Origin of the sequence: Serratia sp. C2(1) (genome assembly GCF_036352655.1) — a bacterium.
In the GTDB taxonomy this organism is placed as follows: Bacteria; Pseudomonadota; Gammaproteobacteria; order Enterobacterales; family Enterobacteriaceae; genus Serratia; species Serratia inhibens.
Genome location: NZ_JAZFBA010000001.1, coordinates 227510 through 253079, shown reverse-complemented (window position 1 = coordinate 253079; position 25570 = coordinate 227510). Strand labels below are relative to the sequence as shown.

General features: G+C 55.4%; 18 protein-coding genes. 7 read left to right on the top strand and 11 right to left on the bottom strand.

From position 1 onward, the window contains the following. The first annotated feature begins 10 nt into the window (after positions 1 to 10). On the top strand, positions 11 to 562 hold the full coding sequence (gene speG / locus V2S86_RS01180) for a spermidine N1-acetyltransferase (protein ID WP_004951898.1): 552 nt from the start codon (positions 11 to 13) through the stop codon (positions 560 to 562). Positions 563 to 971: 409 nt separating this feature from the next. On the opposite strand, the gene imm2 is transcribed toward speG, so the two are convergent. The 10 genes from imm2 to V2S86_RS01130 all read right to left on the bottom strand — a co-directional run bounded on the left by imm2 (position 972) and on the right by V2S86_RS01130 (position 15704). Then, a complete protein-coding gene (gene imm2, locus V2S86_RS01175) occupies positions 972 to 1346 on the bottom strand; it encodes an Imm2 family immunity protein (protein ID WP_330760881.1) in 375 nt (124 codons plus the stop codon). Positions 1347 to 1348: 2 nt separating this feature from the next. Next, positions 1349 to 1756 (bottom strand): deaminase domain-containing protein, encoded by a 408-nt coding sequence (locus tag V2S86_RS01170; RefSeq protein WP_330763131.1) that lies wholly within the window; start codon positions 1754 to 1756, stop codon positions 1349 to 1351. A gap of 151 nt (positions 1757 to 1907) precedes the next feature. Then, on the bottom strand, positions 1908 to 2273 hold the full coding sequence (locus tag V2S86_RS01165; RefSeq protein WP_073438616.1) for a DUF596 domain-containing protein: 366 nt from the start codon (positions 2271 to 2273) through the stop codon (positions 1908 to 1910). A 9-nt stretch (positions 2274 to 2282) separates the two neighbouring features. Next, entirely contained in the window at positions 2283 to 2795 is a 513-nt protein-coding gene (locus V2S86_RS01160; protein ID WP_330760880.1) for a hypothetical protein, read from the bottom strand. A gap of 186 nt (positions 2796 to 2981) precedes the next feature. Further along, positions 2982 to 3299: a hypothetical protein gene (locus V2S86_RS01155; RefSeq protein WP_073438612.1), complete on the bottom strand. Its 318-nt coding sequence runs from the start codon at positions 3297 to 3299 to the stop codon at positions 2982 to 2984. Continuing rightward, a complete protein-coding gene (locus V2S86_RS01150; RefSeq protein WP_330760879.1) occupies positions 3296 to 9070 on the bottom strand; it encodes a DUF637 domain-containing protein in 5775 nt (1924 codons plus the stop codon). Before V2S86_RS01150 ends, V2S86_RS01155 begins: the two co-directional genes overlap by 4 nt. A 63-nt stretch (positions 9071 to 9133) precedes the next feature. Next, complete coding sequence (locus V2S86_RS01145) at positions 9134 to 10813, bottom strand: ShlB/FhaC/HecB family hemolysin secretion/activation protein (protein ID WP_330760878.1); 1680 nt, start codon at positions 10811 to 10813, stop codon at positions 9134 to 9136. 226 nt (positions 10814 to 11039) lie between these two features. Then, positions 11040 to 11852 carry a phosphate ABC transporter ATP-binding protein PstB gene (pstB, locus tag V2S86_RS01140; protein WP_330760877.1) on the bottom strand — a complete coding sequence of 271 codons (813 nt, stop codon included), beginning with the start codon at positions 11850 to 11852 and terminating at the stop codon, positions 11040 to 11042. Positions 11853 to 11880: 28 nt separating this feature from the next. Then, on the bottom strand, positions 11881 to 13533 hold the full coding sequence (gene pstA, locus V2S86_RS01135; RefSeq protein WP_330760876.1) for a phosphate ABC transporter permease PstA: 1653 nt from the start codon (positions 13531 to 13533) through the stop codon (positions 11881 to 11883). Beyond that, positions 13530 to 15704, bottom strand: coding sequence for an ABC transporter permease subunit (locus tag V2S86_RS01130; RefSeq protein WP_330760875.1), 2175 nt, complete (start codon positions 15702 to 15704; stop codon positions 13530 to 13532). The genes pstA and V2S86_RS01130 overlap by 4 nt, the downstream gene beginning before the upstream one ends. 502 nt (positions 15705 to 16206) lie before the next feature. On the opposite strand from V2S86_RS01130, the gene ppk1 reads away from it, so the two are divergent. From ppk1 to V2S86_RS01105, 5 genes are all read left to right on the top strand, one after another. Then, positions 16207 to 18270, top strand: coding sequence for a polyphosphate kinase 1 (gene ppk1 / locus V2S86_RS01125; protein WP_330760874.1), 2064 nt, complete (start codon positions 16207 to 16209; stop codon positions 18268 to 18270). Positions 18271 to 18280: 10 nt separating this feature from the next. Continuing rightward, positions 18281 to 19831: an exopolyphosphatase gene (gene ppx, locus V2S86_RS01120; protein ID WP_330760873.1), complete on the top strand. Its 1551-nt coding sequence runs from the start codon at positions 18281 to 18283 to the stop codon at positions 19829 to 19831. Positions 19832 to 20021: 190 nt separating this feature from the next. Next, positions 20022 to 20201, top strand: coding sequence for a YfgG family protein (locus V2S86_RS01115; RefSeq protein WP_330760872.1), 180 nt, complete (start codon positions 20022 to 20024; stop codon positions 20199 to 20201). A 200-nt stretch (positions 20202 to 20401) separates the two neighbouring features. Further along, complete coding sequence (gene mgtE, locus V2S86_RS01110) at positions 20402 to 21835, top strand: magnesium transporter (RefSeq protein ID WP_330760871.1); 1434 nt, start codon at positions 20402 to 20404, stop codon at positions 21833 to 21835. A 311-nt stretch (positions 21836 to 22146) separates the two neighbouring features. Next, positions 22147 to 22497, top strand: a complete 351-nt coding sequence (locus V2S86_RS01105) for a DNA-binding protein (RefSeq protein ID WP_330760870.1) — start codon at positions 22147 to 22149, stop codon at positions 22495 to 22497. Positions 22498 to 22501: 4 nt separating this feature from the next. On the opposite strand, the gene alkA is transcribed toward V2S86_RS01105, so the two are convergent. Next, positions 22502 to 23998 carry a DNA-3-methyladenine glycosylase 2 gene (gene alkA, locus V2S86_RS01100; protein ID WP_330760869.1) on the bottom strand — a complete coding sequence of 499 codons (1497 nt, stop codon included), beginning with the start codon at positions 23996 to 23998 and terminating at the stop codon, positions 22502 to 22504. 180 nt (positions 23999 to 24178) lie between these two features. Here alkA and yegD point away from each other — a divergent pair, with 180 nt between their 5' ends. Next, positions 24179 to 25531, top strand: coding sequence for a molecular chaperone (gene yegD, locus V2S86_RS01095; protein ID WP_330760868.1), 1353 nt, complete (start codon positions 24179 to 24181; stop codon positions 25529 to 25531). Positions 25532 to 25570 lie beyond the last annotated feature (39 nt).

Below are 25570 nucleotides of genomic sequence, written 5' to 3'. Positions count from 1 at the left end.
AGGAACACACATGTCCAGCACTACCAGCGTCAGGCTACGTCCATTGGAACGGGATGATCTGGCGTTCGTCCACCAGATGGACAACAATGCCAGCGTGATGCGCTATTGGTTTGAAGAACCTTACGAAGCCTTTGTCGAGCTTTCCGATCTCTACGACAAGCACATCCACGATCAGAGCGAGCGGCGTTTTATCATCGCCCACGAAGGCGCCAAAGTCGGGCTGGTGGAACTGGTGGAGATCGACCACATCCATCGTCGCGCAGAATTCCAGATCATCATAGATCCGGCCCATCAGGGCAAAGGCTACGCCAGCACCGCCGCCAAGTTGGCGATGGATTACGGCTTCTCGGTGCTGAATCTGTACAAGCTGTATCTGATCGTCGACAAAGAAAACCCGAAGGCGATCCACATCTACAGCAAGCTGGGCTTCGAAGTGGAAGGCGAACTGATTGACGAATTCTTCGTTAACGGCGAATACCGCACCGTGCTGCGCATGTGCATCTTCCAACCGCAGTATCTGGCGAAGTTCAAAACGCCTGGCGATAAGCCGCTGGTTAAATAAAAGTGAAAAACCCGCGAAAGCGGGTTTTTATAGCGTACTTGATGGCCCTTACGGGTTGTTAATATGACAAAGCAAATCAAGTCCAGTCTTGATATCCATCATCATGGATCCAGACAGCCCCCCTGGGCATTCTTCAAATGTGAACCACAGTCCGTAATACATTTCTTGCTCACAGGAAGGCATGGCTTTTCTATACAGCTCCAATCGCCATTGCTCAGTTGCGGCAACTTGACGTTGTTCGGGTTGAGCGGTTTGCCCGCCGCGTCCTATCGGCGTTTATATGAGGTACAACATCAAGAGAAAACGGCTCCGAAGAGCCGTTTCTGTGTGCGGATCAGGTCCAATCTTCATAGCCGCTGTCATGGATCCAGACGTTAGACAAAACACATAGATCCACACGAGCATCCTTTTATTCAGGCTTATCGATCAAGCCAAGCAATCGAAGATCGTTTAAAATTTCGTTTTTGTCATCTTCAGTTACATCCTTAAGCATTTCGGATAAATCATTTGCGGATAAAATTTTTAATATGATATCTGTGTGGAACTTTACTGTTTTATCACTACATCTACCAGCCATAAAGATGAGCGTTACTAGCTCGAGCATGAGGCATTCTATCGGTTCTTCAAACGAACCTTCTAATGACTCATACGCAAACGCCTGTTCAGATGTATCACAAACCGAATTACTACCACCACGTTTTAGTAGGTTAAGTATATTTCTGCAATAAGCGTAACTTGAATAGGCAAAGCTACTTCTTATTTTATCATAACTCATCACATTCATTATTATTTACCTCTTCCCGGAATCAAACGCACACCGTTATTGTCCAAAACTTCAATTTTCACTCCAGGGTACCTACTCTCGAATTGTTTAACAACGCCTAAACAGCTTTCGCACGCAGGCTTTTCGGTGAAAATAGTAACAGAGCCTTTTACGGAATAGTTTTTACCTAATCTATCGGCTAAGTTATCCAATATTTTATATTCGGAGTCTATATTTCTTGCTACATGTCTACCATCATCAGTGAGAACAGTCTCATATTTGAAATTTTCTTTTCCCATCCCAACAAACCCCTTACCTGCAACGTCTATGAGATTATGGCTTGCAAGTGTCTTTGGCATTCCAGATATATCAATACTGGCCACTGCAACGTTACCACTGCGTTTCGGGGCTGATGGTAGACCAGTCCTCAGTTCTGTAACCTGGTTTTTGAATGTAGCAGCCTGCTGAACAGTCTTCTCATTGCCCTCTTCTCGAGGAGACCATAACTCGCTAAGCGTATTGGTATTTTTGTGAAGAAAGAATTAGGTAGGAAACGGCTCCGAAGAGCCGCTTCTGTGTATATCAGGTCCAATCCTTATAGCCACTCTCGTGGATCCAGACAAGACCAGCAGGGCAAGCATCAGATAAAAACCAATATCCATTAAAAGCTCCATACTCCATCTCTTCAGGAGTATTAGGAAAACTGGCTCGAAACTTATCTACCTGTTCTTTTACCGTCCCCGTCAAGAGCATGCCTCCGCTGCCAAGTTTTACTTTCCCTTCATTCATCAAACGTTCGATAAACCAGAGGAACAACTCTTTCTCATCATTAAAAGAAAGTGATATTTTACCTGATAGACTATCCGGATGAATATTTTCCCAAATAGTCACCATCGATGCCCCCTCGAGAGCTTCTTTCCTATTTTCATATTGTTCTATCGTAAGCATAAAGATCACCTATCTAAACTTCATTTCAAACTTGTTATCGGAAAGATTCGAAACTTTGTTTATATCTTTATTCCCGATAATATCAGTCATCCACCGAGCTTTCGACTCTTGTGCACTTGTAAAGTAGTTTCTCAGGTTTATTATTTTTCCTTCAAACTTAGAGTAATAAACAATGCCTTTCGAATTTATAACCTCTTTAAGAGGAAGGCCTCCAGCAAGTGATTGTGTATAGTCATAGATTTCCTTATCGCCAAGCGATTCAGAAGCAAAAACTTTTGTTGTTCCTTTTCTATTATTGCCTCCATCGCCCAAAACTTGGGCTATAGACTTACCAAAAACTGTTGCAGTTACAATCTGACTGCGTTTTATCGAAAAGTTTAACCAGTTGGTCAGTATTAACCTTCTGAATATCCCGCAGATAATCCGCCATTTTAGTCGACAGATGCCCCCCCGCAGCCGTTTTCTCCTTTGATAAAGTCGGCAACCGGTTGGGTATTGAAAGTTTTGTTTTGTATAGATCACCAGTTGCTAGCTCAGCGTCTTCACGCCATCCTCGATTTTTCCCAGAATCAACGTGCTATAGTAAGGTCGGCATTGTGTGTCATATCCTTTCCAGCATTGATATTGGTACCACCCAGTACCAAATAACTACCGTCATGTGGAATACAACATCAAGCAAAAAACGGCTCCGAAGAGCCGTCGTTCAGGTTAGTCCAAATCCTCAGGGAAATCTTGTCGGATAGACCCCTCTGCCTTCAAGATAGCCACAAAATTTCTATAATTCCCTTCATCTCTTTCTATCAGGTCATCAAGCAATTCATCTTCTATCAAGGAATGATGATAAATGCCATTGGAGAAAAAAACAGATTTCCACGATATTGTAGGGTCGACCACGGTAACTTCTTCGCTTCTATACGCAATAAGTGCACCGTATCGAGGGGGTAAACCATAAAAATACTTCTCGCCCTCTATAGTGTAGAACGCAAAAACATCGATTAGAGTTCCTCTTCTAGTTTTTATCCTCATTTTTCCTTGCCTCCTTTAATGGACGGGCCTGGCTGCAAATCATTACGTTTTGGTGAGTCAAATTTTATATCGTATGCCTTACCGGTATATTTATTATACTGATAGTGAATAATAATATTGTTACCATCTGGAAGCTCATGTAAAGCTTGCATTTTTTGGAACCCCACTGTAGTAGAAAACTTGGGATCTTTATTTAGATCCAACTTTATCCCCATTTCAGGATTTTGTTTCACCAAATTCCATAACACCTGCTCATTCAAATCACGGGGGGCGGTTGCTTGGTGAGCTTTCGCAGTAGAAATCCCTTCAGCATTTTTTATTATCGCCTGCTGCTCTCGGGTTAACCCTAACGTTGTTAGATCTTTTACCGTTGTTTTCTCTAACGCCTTGATGCTATTGGTAGTTACCTTAACACCTAGCTTACCTGCGCCTGCCGCCCCCGCAAACAGCCCCAGCCCGGCCATCGACAGTTTACCAAACTCCAGACCTGCACCAAAAGCGCCATCCACGCCGGCATGTTCGTACTTCGTCTTGAATGTTTCGACCCGCCCCAGGTATTCCTGTTTCACACTTTCGCCAATAATCGAGAAGCGTTCATCGTTCTTTATCAGAGCTATTAATGCATCCGCGGCCTCGCGTGGATTGCTGGCCACGGCGACCAAACCATCCACCGTATCGCTGATTTCAACCGGGATGCCGGAGACTACACCCGCCGCAAAGGCGCCATCCTGGGTATGGCTCGTTATTCCCCAGTTCGCCAACACCACCGCTTTATCGAGCGGCGATTTCGCGGCCGCCAAATCCTTCTCCATCAATTCTTGTTGTTTGTGGCTGAGATAGTTATATCGGAACGCATTCTCACCACCGGTGGCACCACTGTAAGCACCATCAGACTTGCCGGTGAAGACTGCGCCAGCGGCTGCTCCCAGAACTCGCGCCATCTGCGCCTGCTGTTCCGATTTCTTCTGCCACTCATCCGGCTTGATGATATTATCGCCCAATATCACCCCGGCCAGCTCCGCCGCCAGCGCCCCTGCCGCCGCACCTTTACCGTCACCGCGTCCGATTTCCGCCGCCACGCCCGCCACCACCGCATGGCTGACAGATTTACCGACTACGCCCAATACTTCGCCGTTATCCCCAATCAGCTTCGCCCCTTCAGCATTAATCTGGCTGCCGATATTCGCCAGCAGCGCATTGGTCAGGTTGTCTTTGAAGCTGCCGCCATTGATGGTGGTGTTCAAGCTGGAGCTGATGACCGATTGCCCGGCCACCCGCTGCGCCACCTTGCTCCAGTCGCCGTTGCTCAGCTGCGGCAACTTGACGTTGTTCGGGTTGAGCGGTTTGCCCGCTGCGTCCTTGCTCCAACCCATCGCGCTGTCAAAGCCGTTGAGCGCCCCGCCAATCGCCATGGCGGTCGCGGTCGCCTTGACGCTTTCGTTACTGCCCAGCACTTTCAGGGTTTTCGATAGGTTGCCCTGATTTTCCACCAATGCCACTGCCGCTTGAGAGGCAAGCGACGACATCCCGGCCGTCACCGCACCACTGGTCACTGCACCGCCACCAATGGCCCCGGCAATATTGCTGGCAGCTAGCGCCGTGAGCGAACTGCCCGCTGTCACTGCCGCCGCTGCAATGGCAATCACCGCCGCCACCGCCGGGTTCAGGTGTTGGCTCTTGTAGTCCCAACTGTCGTAGGCGTCCTTGACGATGTTCCACTGCACGTCGTTGCGTTTGTTGAGGTCTTTTACCCAGGTGGTGCCCGGCGTATTACCCAGCGCATCTATCGCGCTTTGCAGCGCCTGGCCGTTTTTCGCCTTCACGTCGGCGCTAACACCCTTTGCCGCATCGACGGTCAGCGTACCGCCAGTATGAATGCTCGGCAGCACCCACTTGTTGTCTTCATAGCCTTTATTGGATTGCTTGATGAAGAAACCTTTCGAGTTGCTGATCGTTTGCTCGAAGGAGGTATTTTTTACGGCACGGAAGTTGACCTGCCCATATGTGCTGGTTAATCGAGCATTCTGCCCGGCGGCGATTTTACTGGCTTCATAGGTGCTGTCGTCGCGGCTCATTAGGTTGATGTTGCCGGCGGCAGTAAACTCGGTGACCTTATTGGCTACATCATGGCGAGTCTGCTTAACTTCGGTTTTCTTGCCCCACCATTTGCGTTTCTTCTCGGTTTTCTCGTAGTGGCTGGACTCTTCCATCGCCTGAGCATAGAGATAACCGCCCTTGGCGGCGATATCCATATTGCCGGCTCGCATGGCTTCAGCCTGGTTATACGCGTTGACCTCAGCCCTCTGACGAGCCTCATCCGGCTCCTTGAGTTGCGCCTCTTGACGCGCAGCAGTCAGGCGATTTTGCGCTTCGTTTTTACCGTTGTTACCCTGATTGATACGCTGGGTAGCCAGAATGACGTCATTTTGGGCCGTTGCGAGGCTATTTTTCGCCGTAGCAAGCTCATTCTCGCGCTGTGTAACAAATTTTTTCCAACTCCCCACCTCCGCTGACCAACCGTTCCCATACTCGTGAGGTGGATTATTGCTAATAAATTCGTCGCGCCCGTTTTCTGCTTCTCTAACGGCGACTTCTGCTTGCTGAACAGCAGATACGCGTTGAGCAACAGCAAGCTCAGCATTCTTTTTGTCCTGCTGTGCCTGGTTAATCTGCCGCTGCGCATTCTGAATCTGCTGTTCAGCTACCGCAATGCGCTGGCCCCAGTCAGTCACCGCGACCGGCGGCTTCCAGTTGGCACCCAATCCCTTAACCACCAGTTTGGTCGCCTGGAATAAAATGCTGCCATTAGAAATGATCGTCATCAGGCCACCGGCAGTTAGCTCAGTACCCTGCTGGGTTCGTGTTTCGGTAAATTCCTTGTTGCCCTCGCGGTAGGTATGATTTTGCACCGCCTCGAAGCGCATGTCTCCGCCCGAGGTCAGGGTCATGTTACCGCCGGAGCTCAGTTTGGCGCCGTAGGTCAGCAACTGGTTGTTGGCCGCAGCAGTAAAATTTTTCCCTGCATTAAGGGTCGTGACCAGATGACGATCGTCTTTGTTATTATCGTTAACCGCATCGATGGCGGAGTAACCAGCCGCCGCCAACCACAGGTTTTGTCCTGCAAGCAGTGAAATATTGCCGTTGGCAGAGAGCGTGCCGCCCTGAGTCCCGAGATCACGCGCAGAGTTAATCAGCAGATTGCCCCCGGCGTGCACTTTGCTGCCTAACTCAGGAGTTCTGTTTGAGTGAAAAAGATAATTAACTCGTTCATTCAACCCACGATAATTGAGATCGGCGTTATGGCCAGCCAGTAACGTAATATCCTTGGCCGCTTTAATCTGAGCACCCCGTAGAGCCAGGTAACCTCCAGTATTAAGCAGCACAGAACCACTAGCACTCATTTGCCCTACCGCCAACATCTGGTTAAACAGCGCCAGCTCTTTGGCCGGAGTGGGAGAAATAGCCGGTGAAAACGGTTTATACCACAACCAGGAGAAGTCTCTGTCCAACGTAATGCTGCCATTCGCCGTCATAGCGATGTTACGGCTCTGTGGCGCCAAACGCGTATTGAGAAGCGCGATGGTACTGCCTGCATTCAACGTCAGATCGCCGCTGGCTTCCAGCCCTCCCATCCAATGCGAACCGTCCGGTTGGAAATAATGCGGTCCCCGACTGGTGTGGAACTTGATCTCACCATTCTTCGTCAACAGAGTGACGTTTTTTCCTTTCACCTCGCTCTGCCAGGCATCGATATTATTCACCGCAGTCATGGACACATTATTTCCGGCGTTTAGTACACCTTGACCAAGATTAATTCTATCTTCGGCAATAAGCGTGATATCACCGCTTGCCCGGATAGCATCGGTATTGCCGATCGTATTGGCATGCAGCAGAATATTTTTCGCGACTAACGTGTCTGGACGAGTTGAAACCACAGCCTCACTGGTTTTCACGTCGTACGGCAACGGCGTATCGATATGAATTCCGCCGTTAAAATCCGCAGTCAGGTTATTACCAGCGGTAATTGACGATTTCTGATGCCCCTTATCTTTCCATGCCAGTAACTCCTGCTGCCTGGTATATGCAGCTTTTTCAGTAACGTTTAACAGATCCCAGTCACCTGGAGGAGCATCTTCATCACGGGCTATGCTACCGACACCAAAAGTAGAAGAACCTAATTGCCAATACAGATCTTTTTGGCCAAGTTGCAAACTCTTTACGATAAAGTCTTTCCCCGTCAGTATCAGGTTTTTGGCTGCATGAATGTTGGACTGATCGTTCCAGAGAGACGTCGCGTTTATATAAGCATTACTACCCGAGCTGATCACACCCGGCACCTGTGATTTAGTGATCACATAGTCATCCCGTCCGACATTTACCTTATCGTTTTTTGATAGATTGATTTCCCCAAACCAACTGCCAATACCAAAATCCTTCAATTCAGGTTCCAGTCGCACAACAGCATCCACCCCTTGCCGTGTGTCGTAGTAACTGCCAACGGATGATTTATTAAATACCTTTGAATCCCCGGGGATATTTCTCCAGCCCGCGCTCATTTCATTCCGAACGTTATTCAGACTCTCAGTTCTAATAACCAAATCACCGCTGTTGGTCAGTATCTTCGCCGAGCGGTTCTCAACGCTAGTCGCCTTATTGCCCTGCGCATCTTTCTGGATCCATAAAGTGTTGTTGCTGTGCAACGCCGTGTTGTCTCCGTCACGCAGTTCAACATTGCGTACCTTGTCGGCAAACACCCGCATATCTCGGTGTGCAGTCACATTGCCGTTGTTGTTGAGCGTATCGGCAGCCAGCGTCACGTCGCGTTCGCCGCGGACCTTAACGCCGGAGGCAATATGAACCTCTCTGGCACTGACGTTCAAATCCGTTTGTGCATGCGCTTGTCCCAGTTCAATACGTCCATTAACGGTAAGTGTGACATCCCGTTGCGTGCTATTGATATTATTTAGGTTGACCCCGACCCCATCCTCATTGGCCACGAGACGGATCTTATTGGCATACATGCCGCCCAATGCTTTGGTGTCCACCGCGAGAACAGGTTTAGCGCCTTCGCCGGCGATAGGCTTGATGGTGCCGTCTTTGAAACTGACGCGGTTAGCCCCCAGGGTCAGCGACAGATTATTGGCGTTGATCTTGCCATTCAGTTCGGTAGCACGGCTGATGATGTCGACGTAATCGGCGCTGTTGCCGTCCAGCCCTTTGCCGCCGATGGTGACGCCCCCCTTTTTCACCTCCAGCGCTTCCAGCGCACCCTGCTTGTCGAACTGCGGTTTACCGGTAGTCAGGGTGACGCCGGGAGCGTTGATAAAACCACAACCGTCGCAGCTGATACCATTGGGGTTGGCGATCATCACGTTGGCCTTGTTGCCGAACACCTCGAGCTTGCCCTGCAGTTCGGAACGGCTGCCGCCGGTGACTTCGTTGATGATCAAATCGGCCGGTTTACCCTTGAGGTTAGGGTTGCCGTTGATAATATCGACACCTAGCTGCGTTTTTCCGCCCTGTGTCGCATTGTTCAGCACAGCACCCGGAGCCCCGACGTTGAAATCCTTATAGGTGTTATGAGAAATGCCCGCACCGTTCGGCGTGGCGATATTCACCACCGGTACGTTACCCGGTTTGATGACCACCTGAGTGTTGCCGTTGGCGGCGTTGATACCCGCGGCAAAGGCGGGGTGCAATGGCTGCAGCGCCGTCAGATAAATCAGCAGATAGCTGATACTTCGGGGTAACGGGTGGTTGAGCTTATCCATTATTCACTCCTTTGAAATGATGTTGGTTTTAGACATCTGCGGGCGTCTTACCCTGTGCTGACGTTATAACGTGAAGGCGGCTTGCCAGTAGGCCACCCAATGATCCGGTTGCAAGCTGCCAGGGTGCTTCAGGGGTTTACCGACGGTGAACGACTGATTGAACCATCGCCCATTCAGCAAAGCGCCCAGCGCCACGCCACTGACGTTTCCACCGTCGATTTGCCCGGCGCGCCCCTGCACCCAGCCGGTGTCCAACGCGCCAATCAAAGAGAGGTCCCCCAGCCCCGGCTGCGTCATCCATTGCCAGTTGAGCTCGTTACGCCAGTACCCACCGCGATTGCCGGTCAGGTATTGCTCCTTGAAGCCGCGAACCGAATACTGTCCGCCAACGGAGACGCGCTCGCTGGAGTACAGGTTATCCGGCGTAGTTTGCCCGTAGGCTGATGTCAGGTAGTACAAAGAGGGAGTCAGAGGATAGAAGTAACTGGCGCTGAGGCTGAGTTTGCGAAACTCGCTGCGCGGCGCATTGGTATGCTCCGGGTCATCCGTGGTGGCACCCAACATACGTAGGCCGTGGCTTACCGTCGGGTTCAGCGTCAGATAGCCGCGCCCGGCGACCGCGCTGTAATTCCCGCCGAGGCTGAATACGCTGAGCGTCGGGCTGCTGATAGCCAGACGTTCGCCCGCCAGTTGGTTCTCTGTACGCCTGCGCGTCAGCCCTATGTCGACAGAAAACTTGCGCGTACCGTCCCGCAACAGCGTGCGGTTGGCACCCAAACGCTGGGTTTGACTATTTCCCTTATAGCGGTAAGCGTCGCCATTGAAGGGCACGTTCTGGAAAAAATCATTCCAGGCATATTGATAGCTGAATAGCCAGTAGCCGTAAGGCAAGGTCACGCCGCCGTTGAGGCTGCGGCTGCGATGGCTATGGCTGAAATCGCCGTTACGTGCCGCAGAAAATGACCACTGTTCGGCAAGGCGCAATGGATTATCCAACGTTATGCCGGTATTCATCTGCCCGGTGCCCGTGCTTTTCTGGCCGCTGTTGTCTGCACCAAAAGAAAGTGCAACGGGCAAACGCACGGAACTGCGCCGCAATACCACGTTTGAATAACCAGAATGCGTTCCAGGTTGGATATCGATGCTCACCTGCTTTGAGGGCAACCGATTGAGCTGTTCCATCCCCTGTTCAATATCCCGCAGGTTCAATACCTCACCGGCCCTGCCGGGGAACGCCATTCGTAACGCCAGCGTGTTTTCTCCATCAAGCGTAATGGATTCAACCCGTCCTTCATTGGCGCTGATGATCAACGTACCGCCGGCAATATCCTGATCCTGCAGGAAGGCCTGCGAGGTGATATAGCCGCGTTGCAGATAGGCATTGGTGGTTTCACGCACCAAACGATTGATGTGGTTCAAAGTCAGGCAACGGCCCTGGTAGGGGTTTGCCAGTTTTTCTTTCACCGACCAGGAAAGGTGTTCCGCCCCCTGAAAGACAATGCGTTGCACGTTGTGGCAGGTTCCCTCGCCCGCACTCGCCACAGGCAGCGGTAATGCAGGCAACGCGACATTGCTTTGCAGTGCTTCACGCTGCTGCTGCGCCTGTTCCAGCAACGTTTTTTGCTGTTGGGTAATGCTGTCGCGGTCGACCGGGCTGGCAATTTCCGCTGCCTGAACGCAATGAAAACGCCCGACACTGGCCATAAACGCCAAAGCCCAGATGCATAGCTTCCATGCACACATTTAAAAACATCCATTTACGATAATTTACATAGATTGGCGAATTATAAACATTTATCCCTTCTCGTCCATACGAATGAGAATTGTTTTTATTCAAGGCACAGGAAATAGCGAAAGTTCACGGGATAACCGTGAAGGAGCTGGAAGACGAGCGGCGTAATGAACTAAAGGGCATTGAAGCGAACGAGATCCCGTGGAACGGGGCGCAGCCTGCTGCGCCCAACAATCCTTAACCGTAACGCCCGGTAATATAATCCTCGGTGCGGCGCTGGCGCGGTGACGTAAAGATATCGTCGGTCGCGTTGTATTCCACAAGTTGCCCCTGGTGAATAAACGCCGTGTAATCGGACACCCGCGCCGCCTGCTGCATGTTGTGGGTAACCAGCACCACGCTGTACTGCTGTTTCAGCGCGGAGATCAGCTCTTCGATGGTCAGGGTAGAGATCGGATCCAGCGCCGAGGTCGGTTCATCGAGCAACAGCACTTCCGGCTCAATGGCTATCGCCCGCGCAATCACCAACCTCTGCTGCTGGCCGCTGGAAAGCCGGAACGCATTCTCGCGCAGCCGATCCTTGACCTCGTGCCACAGCGCTGCGGCGCGCAGCGAACGCTCCACCGCCTCGTCCAGGATCCGCCGGTCGCGCACGCCCTGTAGCCGCAGGCCATAAACCACGTTTTCATAAATCGATTTCGGAAACGGATTAGGGCGCTGGAACACCATGCCGACCCGCCGCCGCAGCGCCGCCACGTCGATCTGCGTGCCGGAAATGCCCTGCCCGTTGAGCTGCAATTCACCGTCGATCCGGCAGTTATCCACCAAATCGTTCATGCGGTTAAAGCAGCGCAGCAGCGTCGACTTACCGCAACCGGAAGGGCCGATCAGCGCCGTAACGCGGTGCTTGGGAATACGCAGCGAAATATCGTGCAGTACCTGTTTCTCGCCATAAAACAGGTTGAGGCCGTTCACCGCCAGCGCGGTATGTTCATCATCAAGATGCTGGACATCCAGCCGGGGCAAACTGCCTGGCGTCATCAAACCCATTACGCACTCCCCAGAAATAATGTCATTGTTACTGCGACCATGCTCTGTACCGCTCCCTCAGCGAATGGCGGATGCCCATCGCCGCCAGATTCAACCCCACCACAATCGCCACCAGCAGAAACGCCGTAGCGAACACCAGCGGCCGCGCGGCTTCCACGCTCGGGCTCTGGAAGGCCATATCGTAAATCTGAAAGCTCAGATGCATAAACTTCCGCTCCAGATGCAGATACGGGAAAATATCGTCCACCGGCAGCACCGGCACGGATTTCACCACGCCCACCAGCATCAGCGGCGCCGTTTCCCCGGCGGCGCGCGCCACCGCCAGGATCAGGCCGGTCATCATCGCCGGTGCGGCCATCGGCAGAACGATGCGCCACAGCGTTTCCGCACGGCTGGCGCCTAATGCCAACGACCCCTGGCGCAGCGTAGCGGGAATGCGCGACAGCCCTTCTTCGGTAGCCACGATCACCACCGGCAGCGTCAATAGCGCCAGCGTCAACGCCGCCCACAGCACGCCGGGCGTACCGAAGGTCGGGTTGGGCAGCGACTCCGGGTAAAACAGCTGATCGAGGGTACCGCCAATCATATAAACGAAGAACCCCAGGCCAAACACGCCGTAAACAATCGACGGCACGCCGGCCAGATTGACCACCGCAATGCGGATCAGCCGGGTCAGCAGATTATTGCCGGCGTATTCGTGCAGATAAACGGCGGCGATCACGCCAAACGGCATCACCACCATCGACATCAGGATCACCATCAGCACGGTGCCGAAAATCGCCGGGAACACGCCGCCTTCGGTATTGGCCTCACGCGGGCTGTCGCTGAGGAACTTCTTCACCTGCTCGGCCCAATGCACCAGCTTTTGAGCGGTGTTCATCGCATTGGGATACCAGGCATCGCGCACCTGACTGAGCGCAATGGTATGAATCTGCCCGTGCATATCGCGCAGCAACAGCGCATCGCGCTGGCGATCGCGGTTCAAGCCTTCCAGCCGCTCGGACAACTGCCGATACTGGCGTTGCAACTCCAGCCTTTCAACCCTGATGGACGCCTGCGAACGAGCGTCCAGTTTGTCATCGCGCTGCAGGCTCTTTTCGCGCAGGCGCAGCGTATCGAACCTTTGATTGATACGCGCCATATCGCGAAATTGAATGTCATGCGCCTGCCGCGAAAGCGCGGCAATCTGCGGCAAACGCTGCTGTAACGCCTGGTTGATATTGCGCCCGGTCAAGGGTTGGCCATCTTCCAGCATCCCCGCCAAATAACCATAAGCGGTGCCATTGCTATTACGTTCCAGCACCAGCAGATCGCGCGGCGTGCTCTGCCGCAAGATATCGCTGGCCAGCAGCGTGCGGAAGTCCTGCCCTTCGCTCTCGCGGTTGCCGATTTTAATCAGATAGCGTTCGACGCTCTGCGCCGCCCCCGGCGGCAGCGCAACGCCGGACTCCTGCAACTGGCGACGCGGAATGCTCTGCTGCTGGTACAGCTCGCCGATCATCATCACCGGGCCGGCCGCGCTCTGATTCAGCTCAAACTGGTACACCGGGCTGGGCCAGAAATAGCGCATCCCCTGCCCGGCCAGCAGCAGCATGATACCGATCAACGCCAGCAAGCTAACGGTCACCGAACCGGCGGTCAGCCAGATCCACGGCGAGCCGCTCCTCACCCAGTGCTTCATGGCGCCTCCTGATTCAGGGTGTAGCGTTTACGCAGACGCAGGCGAATCGCCTCCGCCAGCGTATTGAACACGAAGGTGAAAATAAACAGCACCAATGCGGTAAGGAACAGCACCCGGTAATGGCTGCTGCCGGCTACCGCCTCGGGCATTTCTATCGCGATATTGGCCGCCAGCGCACGCAGGCCCTGGAACAGGCTGCCGTCGATAATCGGCGTATTGCCGGTGGCCATCAACACAATCATGGTCTCGCCCACCGCCCGACCAAAGCCGATCATCAGCGCCGAGAAAATACCGGCGCTGGCCGAAGGCAGCACCACCCGTATCACGGTTTGCCACTGGGTCGCCCCCAACGCCAGCGATCCCTGGCTGAGGGTCGCCGGTACGCTGAACAAGGCGTCTTCCGCCAGCGAGAAAATAATCGGCACCAGCGCAAACCCCATCGCCACACCGACCACCAGCGCGTTGCGCTGGTCATAATCATCGCCCAGCCAGAAATGCAACGGTTCCCCGAACAGTTTCACTTCCAGCCACGGCCCAACGCTGAACGTCAGCCAGACGGTCAGTAGCATCAAAGGCAGCAGGATCAGCAGATCGAAACCTGGTGGTAACCGCCACGGCGCAAACCGGTTCACCAAGGCGCCACAGGCCAACACCGCTACCGCCAGCAGCACCGGCAGCGACAGCACCGCCAGCAAATAATGTTCAATCACAGGTGCCAGCCAGATACCGGCCACCAGCCCGATAACCACCGTCGGCAACGCGCCCATCACCTCGATAGCCGGCTTGATCACCCGCCGCAGCCCGGGCGACATGAAATAAGCGGTGTAAATCGCCCCGGCCAGCGCCAGCGGGATAGCGAACAGCATCGCGTAACTCGCCGCCTTGAAGGTGCCAAAAATCACCGGCATCAGGCTGAATTTGGCCTGATAGCTGTCCTCCCCGGAGGTCGATTGCCACACGTAGGCCGGTTCAGGGTAATTCTCATACCATACCTTGTGCCACAGCGAACGCCAGGTCACGTCAGGGTAAGGGTTATCAATCGCATAGTGCTGCCAGCCCTGCGTCGTTTCCAGCAGCAGGCCGTCGCCGCTCGGGGCGAACGCCATCTGCTGAACGCCACTGCTCAGCCTGCCGCTAAGCAACGGCTGCGGCTGAATGCTGGAAAACAGCGAGAAACCGCCATCAGGCCGCAGGGTAGCAAATACCCGGCGATAAGGCTCGGCCACCAGCAAATCCTGCGGCTCGGCGCTGTGCTCGAAATGCTGCACCGGCGTCAGTTGCCAGCGCCGGTTCTTTTCCACGTCGAACCATTCGCGCACGCTGCCGTCGGCCGCGGCGATCAACAGCGCACTGCCGCCGGGCAACGCCGTCAGCCGATAAGGAGAATGCTCGCCGAGGATGCGCGTTTCTTTCAGTTGCAGCTGGGTGTCGTTAATTTGGTAGCGCGCCAGGCGGTTACCCGCCAGCAGGTACAGCTGACGGCCGTCCGGAGTCAGTACAATCTGCTGCGGCGCACTCTCCAGCGCGCTTTCACTCAACTGCGGCGGGAGGTCGTTACCGAAACGGCCAAACACCAACCGGTTATCGTCGGTGACCCCGGCCAGCAAGTACTGGCCCCGCCGCGCCTCGGCCAGCGTCAGCAGCGTCAGCGGGCGGCCCCGTCGATCCAGCGCCTGCGGCCGTACCCCAAGAGGAAACGCCCACTGCGGCACCGCCGTTCCTGCCGCCGCAAAGTCCGCGCTGGCGACGATAAACCGGCCATCGGCCTGTGCCAAAGCAAACAGGTCGCGTTCGCCCGCAGCCTGGGTGAGCAACGCCGGTTTGGCCAGCAGCGGTTGCTGCGCCAGCGGTTCGCCGGCCCCAGCGCCCTGTTGCGGCGTCAGGCTGTAAAACTGGCCCACGCCCTGCGCATCAATGCGGTAACCGATGCGCTGCTGCACATCCATGCCCAACGCCAGCGCAGGTACTGTAGAGGTAATCGCCAGCGGCTGCGCCTTGCTCATCGCTGCCGGTTTGAACAGCGGCAACACCGCAAACAGCAGGTAAACGAAGATCAGCATGAGCGTCATCAGCACCAGCAACCCGCTGACGGTCACCGCCGCCTGCACGCTACGGTCGATGCGCGCGCGCAGGCGATCCCGGGGATGTTGGTTTACCGTAGTCTGTGCCATGTCTCTCGCTGTCGCTGGTGTGATCGGGCTTGCGCCATAGAATAACCGGGCATCTTATGTCAGTTTTATGACGTTTGCATGACAAAGTTACCCGTCAATCAATTGGATTATTCCGCCAATCGTAATCACTATATACTCCCTATATTGCTGAAAAATTATGGCGATACTAGTCATATAGCAAGGCATAAAAACTCATAGTCGCTATTTTATAGTGGGCTATGTTGGCCCGCGGCTCCACCGCCGCAAAAATATTTTTCATACCGCAAAATGCCCCGCGGCAACGCAATGGATATGTTGGACTTTCCTGTCAATCTCTCGCAATAATGATCAAGGACAATAGGCTGTGTCCCGAAACAGGTCGTGGCAACGTCGCAGACCCAAAAGCCGGTAATCGAGGTTGAGGGTATCGAGCATAACGGGCCTGGGTTCAAGCCCGGCAACGCAGAGTACGGGCTTTTGGGGCGCGTCCCGGGTCCTTTTCTAAAATTGAACTGGAGTGGCAATGGGTCAGGAAAAGCTCTACATCGAAAAAGAATTAAGCTGGTTATCCTTTAATGAACGCGTGTTGCAGGAAGCCGCAGATAAGAGCAATCCCCTGATTGAGCGCATGCGTTTTCTGGGCATTTATTCCAATAACCTCGACGAGTTCTATAAGGTCCGCTTTGCCGATCTCAAACGACGCATCCTGATCAGCGAAGAACAAGGCTCCGGCGGCGCTTCACGCCATTTACTGAAGAAGATCCAGGCCAAGGTATTAAAAACCGATCAGGAATTCGACAGCCTGTATAACGATCTGCTGCTGGAAATGGCGCGCAACCAGATCTTCTTGATCAACGAACGCCAGGTGTCGGAGAACCAGCAGGCTTGGCTGCGCCAATACTTCAAGCAGCATCTGCGCCAACACATCACCCCGATCCTGATCAATCACGACACCAACCTGGTGCAATTCCTGAAAGACGATTACACCTATCTGGCGGTAGAGATTATCCGCGGCACGCACATCGAATATGCGCTGCTGGAGATCCCGTCCGATAAAGTGCCGCGCTTCGTCAACCTGCCGCCGGAAGCGCCGCGCCGCCGCAAGCCTATGATCTTGCTGGACAATATTCTGCGTTACTGCCTGGACGATATCTTCAAGGGCTTCTTCGACTACGATGCGCTCAACGCCTATTCGATGAAAATGACACGCGACGCCGAATATGACCTGGTGACAGAAATGGAATCCAGCCTGCTGGAACTGATGTCCTCCAGCCTGAAACAGCGCCTCACCGCCGAACCGGTGCGCTTCGTTTATCAGCGCGACATGCCGAACGAAATGGTGGAACTGCTGCGCGGCAAGCTCGGCATCTCCAACTATGATTCGGTGATCGCCGGCGGCCGTTACCATAACTTTAAAGATTTCATCGGCTTCCCGAACGTCGGTAAAGCTAATCTGGTCAATAAGCCACTGCCGCGCCTGCGCCACATCTGGTTCGATAAATTCCGCAACGGCTTTGACGCCATCCGCGAACAGGATGTATTGCTCTACTACCCATACCATACCTTCGAGCACGTATTGGAACTGGTGCGCCAGGCGTCGTTCGACCCCAGCGTGCTGGCGATCAAAATCAATATTTACCGCGTAGCGAAAGACTCGCGCATTATCGAATCGATGATCCACGCCGCGCACAACGGCAAAAAGGTCACGGTGGTGGTGGAACTGCAGGCGCGTTTTGATGAAGAGGCCAATATTCACTGGGCCAAGCGTCTGACCGAAGCCGGCGTGCACGTTATCTTCTCTGCGCCAGGGCTGAAAATCCACGCCAAACTGTTCCTGATCTCGCGCCGTGAAGGCGACGATATTGTGCGCTATGCTCATATCGGCACCGGTAACTTTAACGAGAAAACCGCGCGCATTTACACCGACTATTCACTGCTGACCGCCGACTCGCGCATCACCAATGAAGTGCGCCGGGTGTTCAACTTTATCGAGAACCCGTACCGGCCGGTTACCTTCGACAATCTGATGGTGTCGCCGCAAAACTCGCGCCTGAAGCTGTACGAATTGATCGACCAGGAAATCGCCAACGCCCAGGCAGGGCATTCGGCCGGCATTATGCTGAAAATCAATAATCTGGTGGATAAAGGGCTGGTAGATCGGTTATATACCGCCTCCGGCGCCGGCGTAAAAATCCGCCTGTTGGTCCGGGGTATGTGTTCTTTGATTCCCAACCTGCCGGGGATCAGTGACAATATTCAGATAATCAGCATCGTCGACCGCTATCTGGAACACGATCGGGTTTACGTTTTCGACAACAAAGGTGACAAACTGGTCTATCTGTCCTCTGCCGACTGGATGACCCGTAACATAGATTACCGTATAGAAGTGGCGGTCTCGCTGTTGGATCCAACGCTGAAACAACGGGTTCTGGATATTCTGGAAATCCTGTTCAGCGACACGGTCAAGGCCCGTTACCTCGATAAAGAACTGAGCAACCAGTACGTGCCGCGCGGCAACCGCCGTAAAGTACGCGCTCAGGTTGCCATTTATGAGTATTTAAAAGCTCTGGAACAACCAGGACAGTAGGCCAGCCACTATGCCGCTAAAAAGCACTGCAACGAACAAACCGCAGGAAATCGCTGCCATCGACCTTGGGTCGAACAGCTTCCACATGGTGATCGCCCGCGTCGTCAACGGCGCCTTACAGGTGTTGGGCCGTTTAAAACAGCGGGTCCACCTCGCCGATGGATTGGACAGCAACAATGTGCTCAGTGAAGAGGCAATAGAACGCGGCCTTGCCTGCCTGGCGCTGTTCGCCGAACGGCTGCAAGGCTTCCCGGCGGATAACGTCACCATCGTCGGCACCCATACTTTGCGCCAGGCGGTTAACGCGGAAGTGTTCCTCAAACGCGCGGCCAAGGTGATCCCCTATCCGATTGAAATCATCGCCGGGCAGGAAGAAGCGCGCCTGATCTTTATGGGCGTGGAGCACACGCAGCCTGAAAAAGGCCGCAAGCTGGTGATCGACATCGGCGGCGGCTCCACCGAGTTGGTGATCGGCGAAGACTTTGAACCGCTGCTGGCGGAAAGCCGCCGCATGGGCTGCGTCAGCTTCGCTCAGTTGTTCTTCCCCGGCGGCGAAATCAGCAAAAACAACTTCAAGCGCGCACGCCTGGCGGCGGCGCAGAAGCTCGAGACCCTGGCCTGGCAATACCGCATTCAGGGCTGGCAGTATGCGCTTGGCGCGTCCGGCACCATCAAGGCCGCACATGAAGTGCTGGTGGAGATGGGCGAAAAAGACGGCCTGATCACCCTGGAGCGGCTGGAGATGCTGGCGGAACAGGTACTGCAGTTTAAAAACTTCAGCGCGCTGAGCCTGCCGGGGTTATCCGAAGACCGTCAGTCGGTGTTTGTGCCGGGTCTGGCGATCTTGTGCGGCGTGTTCGATGCGCTGGCAATCCGCGATCTGCGCCTTTCCGACGGCGCGCTGCGCGAAGGCGTGCTGTACGAAATGGAAGGCCGTTTCCGCCATCAGGATATCCGCAGCCGCACCGCCAAAAGCCTGGCCGATCACTACAATATTGACCGTGAACAGGCCAAACGGGTGCTGGAAACCACCGAGCTGCTGTATGCACAGTGGATGGCGCAAAACACCAAACTGGCGAATCCGCAGTTGGAAGCGCTGTTGAAGTGGGCCGCAATGTTGCATGAAGTGGGGCTAAGCATCAACCACAGCGGCATGCATCGCCACTCGGCCTATATTCTGCAGAACACCAACCTGCCGGGTTTCCATCAGGAACAGCAATTGCTGCTGGCGGCGCTGGTGCGTTTCCACCGCAAGGGCATCAAGCTCGAAGAGCTGCCGCGCCTGAACCTGTTCAAGAAAAAGTATTATCTGCCGCTGATCCAGTTGCTGCGTCTGGGTGCGCTGCTCAACAACCAGCGCCAGTCGACCACCACGCCAGAGACGTTGCGTCTTAGCACCGACGATAACCACTGGACGTTGCGCTTCCCGGCCGGCTACCTGGCGCAGAATAACCTGGTGCAGCTGGATTTCGAACGTGAGCAAGCCTACTGGAACGACGTAGTGGGCTGGAAACTGATGATTGAAGAAGAAGGCTCGCAAGACGAGAAACGCTCTGCCTGAGTCCGTCGCCCCCACCCTGCGGTGGGGGCGCGTTAAACGCCGAAGCGGCTGAATCCCTATCCTAAACGACGCTGCAATGCCCGGCGGCTTACGCCGGAAATAAATGGACAACTTTTGTCATCCCCTTCTAGAATTCCGGTTACAATTTCCAGCACCAGATAGCACAGGAAACCGGCATGCCGGGTGATATATGCGTAAAAAAACCACCGGACAAATGACAAAGATAGTGCTGTTGATCAGCTTTATCATTTTAGTCGGCCGTCTGCTGTATGCCGCCGTGGTTGCGGTGCCCCATCATCAGGAAAAAAAACTCGCACCCGCCCAGAACACCACGGAGATCCGCGAAGAAAACCGGGACGGCTCCCCCTGAAACGGCAAGGTGCCATCAATACGCAGGGCGACCGAATAGTTAAGCAGCCTGCCGCCTGCCAACACCTGTTGGGTATGCCAGGCCCCTTACTTATTCCTCAGCGCCTGTATCCATTTCATAAAAATGACGCCGGCATTCACTATGTTCTATCTTGGGTAGAGATTGTCTGTGAGGACCACTGAGTGCCAGTAAGGAATACCATGTCAGTCGCAACGCATAACGTTAAAAAAGTCGCTGAATATCGCCAGCGCATTCTTTCACTGCTGTTAAACAATAAAGACCTGGTCGATGGCATTCTTGGTCGGCCGGGGGATGAAAATGCGCTCAGCAAAACCGAATTGCTGAACCAGACCGCCGAAATCACCGGCCTGCTGGACGACATGCACGCCGCTGACCTCGCGGATCTGCTGGAAGCCCTGCCGCAGGACGAACGCCTGGCGCTGTGGCGGTTGGTAGGCAACGGCAAGCGCGGCCAGACGCTGGTGGAAGTGGCCGAACCGGTGTGGGACAGCCTGATCGAAGAGATGAGCGATAAAGACCTGCTCAAGGCGATCAAAACGCTGGACGTGGACGAACAGGCCTATCTGGCGCAGTATCTGCCGCGTAATCTGATGGGCCGCCTGTTGACCTCGCTCGAGCCGGATCAGCGCGCGCAGGTCCGTGAGATGATCCACTACGGCAAGGACACCGTCGGCTGGATGATGGATTTTGAGCTGGTCACGGTGCGCCCGGACGTCACGCTCGGGGCGGTACACCGTTTCCTGCGCCTGCGTAAAACCATCCCGGCGGCTACCGACAAACTCTTTGTCACCGATCGCAAGAATACCCTACTGGGCGAGTTGCCGCTGACCGCCGTGCTGCTGAACGACCCGGAAACCCCGGTGCAGGACGTGATGGACAGCGATCCCACCCGTTTCCTGCCGGAAGACAGAGCCGAGGCGGCCGCCAGCGCGTTCGAACGTTATGACCTGATCAGCGCCCCGGTGGTCGACGCCAAGGGCAAGCTGATGGGCCGCCTGACCATTGAAGAGATCGTCGACGTGGTCAACGAGGAAAGCGACACCACCCTGCGCCGCATGGGGGGCTTGAGCCCGGACGAAGACGTGTTTGCCCCGGTCATGAAAGCGGTAAAAACTCGCTGGGCGTGGCTGGCTATCAATCTGTGTACCGCGTTTATCGCCTCGCGCGTCATCGGCATGTTTGAACACACCATTTCGCAGTTGGTGGCGCTGGCGGCATTGATGCCGATCGTCGCCGGCATCGGCGGCAACACCGGTAACCAGACCATCACCATGATCGTCCGCGCGCTGGCGCTGCACCAGATCGAGGTGGGCAATATCTCCCGCCTGATGTTGAGAGAGCTGGGGGTGGCGATTATCAACGGTGTCGTCTGGGGCGGCATTATGGGGGTGGTCACCTGGCTGCTGTACGGAGACTGGGCGATGGGCGGCGTGATGACGCTGGCGATGATCCTCAACCTGCTGGTGGCGGCGCTGATGGGGGTGGTGATCCCGATGACCATGCTCAAGCTGGGCCGCGATCCGGCAGTGGGCTCCAGCGTCTTGATCACCGCGCTGACCGACACCGGCGGTTTCTTTATTTTCCTTGGTCTGGCTACGCTGTTCCTGCTTTGATTTTTTATCGCCGGCGCCTGCGCCGGCTTTAACGTTCGCTCATTAATGACCGCGTTATACTCCCCCTTCCCTTGCCAATGCCTCGCCTCATTCCCGCCGCAAAGTACGCTCTCCACCGACTCCCCGATGCCTGTCACCTTTTTGGCCGACCCTGCCGATCTTTTTTGCTTAGCCAAGCTTGAGTTAATGGTATAACTAACGAGTAAAGATTAATCGTTTGAATAACATGACATCGCCGGACGGCGATCGAAAACGCCAGTCAGGCTGTTTTGCAAACCGTCTTTGTGCGCGATTGCCCAGGGATAATGGCTATGAAAAATGAGTGGTTCGCCGCCAGGGAGCTTACAGGCATTGCAGGATTACCCACCTCACCACAGGGAATAAATTTGAAGGCCCGACGCGAAGGCTGGATCAGCCGCCGCCGGGAAGGCGTACAAGGCAAGGCCGTGGAATACCATATCAACAGCCTGCCCATCGGCGCACGCAGCTTGTTGACGCTGCAAGAGGAGCCCGCGGTTTACCAACTGGAACGCCAGCCACCGCTGACGGTGTGGATTGAGTATTACTACCACCTGACGGAAAGCGAACGCGAAAAGCTGCTGAGCTTTCTGATGCGCGAAGGCATCAGCAGCCTGCTGGCGCTGATCCCCTCTGAAGAGTAACCCCTTACCCGGCAGTCTCCGTTAACGGCGCCCAGGCGTCGTTATGCCACAAATGCAACGTGGCGTAGGAACGCCATGGCCGCCAGCGTTCGGCATAGCGTTCAATCTGGCGCGGCGTCATGCCGGGGAAGCGCTGCTTGATCAGATAATCCCCCGCTAAAAATACGTCCGGCCATGACCAGGCGCGCATGGCGATGTAGCTCGCCGTCCAGTTGCCGATACCCGGCAGCGCGGTCAGCGCCGCGATCCCCTGCTCAATATCCAGCACGTTATCTAACTGTAACCGCCCTTCGGTGACCGCCTGCGCAATGGCAATCAATGCCGCCGCGCGTTTGAGCTGTACCCCCAGCGGGCGCAGATCTTCAGGCAGCAACCGAGCCACCCGTTCGGCAGTGGGAAACACATGGGTAATGCCGCCGTAAGGCTGTTCCAGCGGGGTTCCCCAACGTTCGGCCATGCGTCCGGCAAAGGTGGCTGCCATCTTCACGCTGACCAATTGCCCCAGTACTGCGCGGGTCGCCTGTTCGAAACTGTTGACGCAGCCAGGCAGCCGCAGGCCCGGCGCATCAGCGGCTAATGTCCCCAACGCATTGGCGATAAGATCCGGTGCCGCGTCCAAATCAAACAGCTGGCGAATGCGCCGCAGCACCTCGGTGGTCGCCCGGCTCAACGCCGGCGCAATTTCCACCCGCACCCGATTATGCGCCTCTTCCGGCTGCACGCTGACCCAGCCGCGATACTCCACCCCGCCCAGGGTGACGGCGATCGACCGCAAATACTGTTGATCCTGCACTTTTTCCACGCCGCTCACCGCGCGCGTCTGTAAAAAGCCCAGCATGCGCGCCCAGTCATACGGCGGGCGATAAGCCAGATGAAACACCAGCCCGCTGGCGACGGTACGCTCATTGCGGCCACTGTGGCTGCGCAGCGCAGAGGGGATCAGGCGATAGCGCGCCTTGAACAATTCGTTAAACCGCCGCAGGCTGCCGAAACCGGCGGTAAACGCCACTTCGCTCAACGGCAGGTCGGTATCCGCCAGCAGCCGCTTGGCCTGCAACAACCGGTGCGACTGAGCGTAATCAATCGGGGATGCGCCAAACTGATCGGCAAAGATACGCCGCAGATGGCGATCGGAAATCCCCAGCCGCGTCGCCAGTTGCTCGCAGCTGTGTTCGGACAAATAGCCCTGTTCAATCAGTTGCACCGCCACCTGCGCATAGCGGTTGCCGAGGTCGATCAACGCCAGTCCCGGCGCCAGTTCCGGCCGGCACTTCAGGCAGGGGCGAAACCCTGCCAGTTCCGCCGCCGCCGCGCTGGGGTAAAAAGTGCAGTTTTCGATTTTCGGCGTGCGGGCGCTGCACACCGGCCGGCAATAGATGCCGGTCGACGACACGCCGACGAAAAAGCGGCCGTCAAATTTGCGATCGCGCGCACTCAATGCGTCATACAGGGCCTGTTGCTGGTTTTTCATGGCAACGCTCGGGGTCAGTTTTTTGTTCATTATGCGGCTCGGCTGGCGCGTTGACGTGCGGGATTCGGACATCAAGACAGGAAGCCTAAGTTAAGCATAGCGACGCCCGCTCCGCTAAATTTTTCGTCAGTTAAGCGCACGCACGTTGCCCGGGGGCCGGGACTCGGGTAAAGTCGCCCCCCTTCATTGGCATGGGGAGAGAGGAAAGACATGTTTATTGGATTCGATTACGGAACGGCCAACTGTTCCGTCGCAGTCATGCGTGACAACGGCCCCGAGCTGCTGACGCTGGAAAACAACGATCCTTACCTGCCGTCGATGCTGTGCGCACCGACGCGCGAAGCGGTGAGCGAGTGCCTGCACCGCCACTGGCAGGTGCCGACCGGCAGCGAAGAGAACCAGCAGTTGCTGCGCCGGGCGATCAACTACAACCGCGAAGAAGACATTCCGGTCGGCAGCGACAGCGTGCAATTTGGCCTGCAGGCACTGGCGCACTACGTTGAAGATCCGGAAGAAGTCTATTTTGTCCGCTCGCCGAAATCCTTCCTCGGCGCCAACGGGCTGAAGCCGCAACAGATCGCGCTGTTCGAAGATCTGGTGTGCGCCATGATGTTCCACATCAAACGCCAGGCGGAAAACGTGCTGCAGAGCAGCATCAGCCAGGCGGTCATTGGCCGCCCGATCAACTTCCAGGGCATCGCCGGTGAAGACGCCAACCGGCAGGCGCAAGGCATTTTACAACGCGCCGCCGAACGCGCCGGGTTTAAGGATATTGAATTCCAGTTCGAGCCGGTAGCGGCGGGTCTGGACTTCGAAGCCACGCTGGGCGAAGAGAAAACCGTGCTGGTGGTGGACATCGGCGGCGGTACCACCGACTGTTCGGTGTTGTTGATGGGGCCGCAATGGCGCGATCGCGCCGATCGCCAGCAGAGCCTGCTGGGGCACAGCGGTTGCCGCGTCGGCGGTAACGATCTGGACATTATGCTGGCGTTCAAACAGCTGATGCCGCTGTTCGGTATGGGCGGCGAAACCGAAAAAGGCATCGCCCTGCCTGCGCTGCCTTACTGGAACGCGGTGGCCACCAACGACGTGCCGGCGCAGATCGACTTCTACAGCGCCGCCAACGGCCGCATGCTGCGGGATCTGATCCGCGACGCCGCCGAGCCGGAAAAGGTCAAGCGCCTGCTGAAAGTCCACCAGCAACGTCTGAGCTACCGTTTGGTGCGCGCGGCGGAGGAGAGTAAAATCGCCCTGTCCGCACAGCAAACCACCAACGCGCCGCTGGCGTTCGTCCAACCGGAACTGGCGGAAACCATCAGCCAGGATCAGCTTGCTGAGGCCATTTCGCAGCCGCTGTTGCGCATTCAGGAACAGGTCAGCGCCGCGTTGGCCAGCAGCCAGACCGCGCCGGAGGTGATTTACCTCACCGGCGGCAGCGCGCGCTCACCGCTGCTGCGCGCCGCACTGCAACAACAGCTGCCTGGCATTCCTATCGTCGGCGGCAACGACTTCGGCTCGGTTACCGCCGGGCTGGCGCGCTGGGCGCAAACGCTGTTCCGTTAATTGCCCGTGGGTGCGGCCTGCCGCACCCCGGCCATTGGA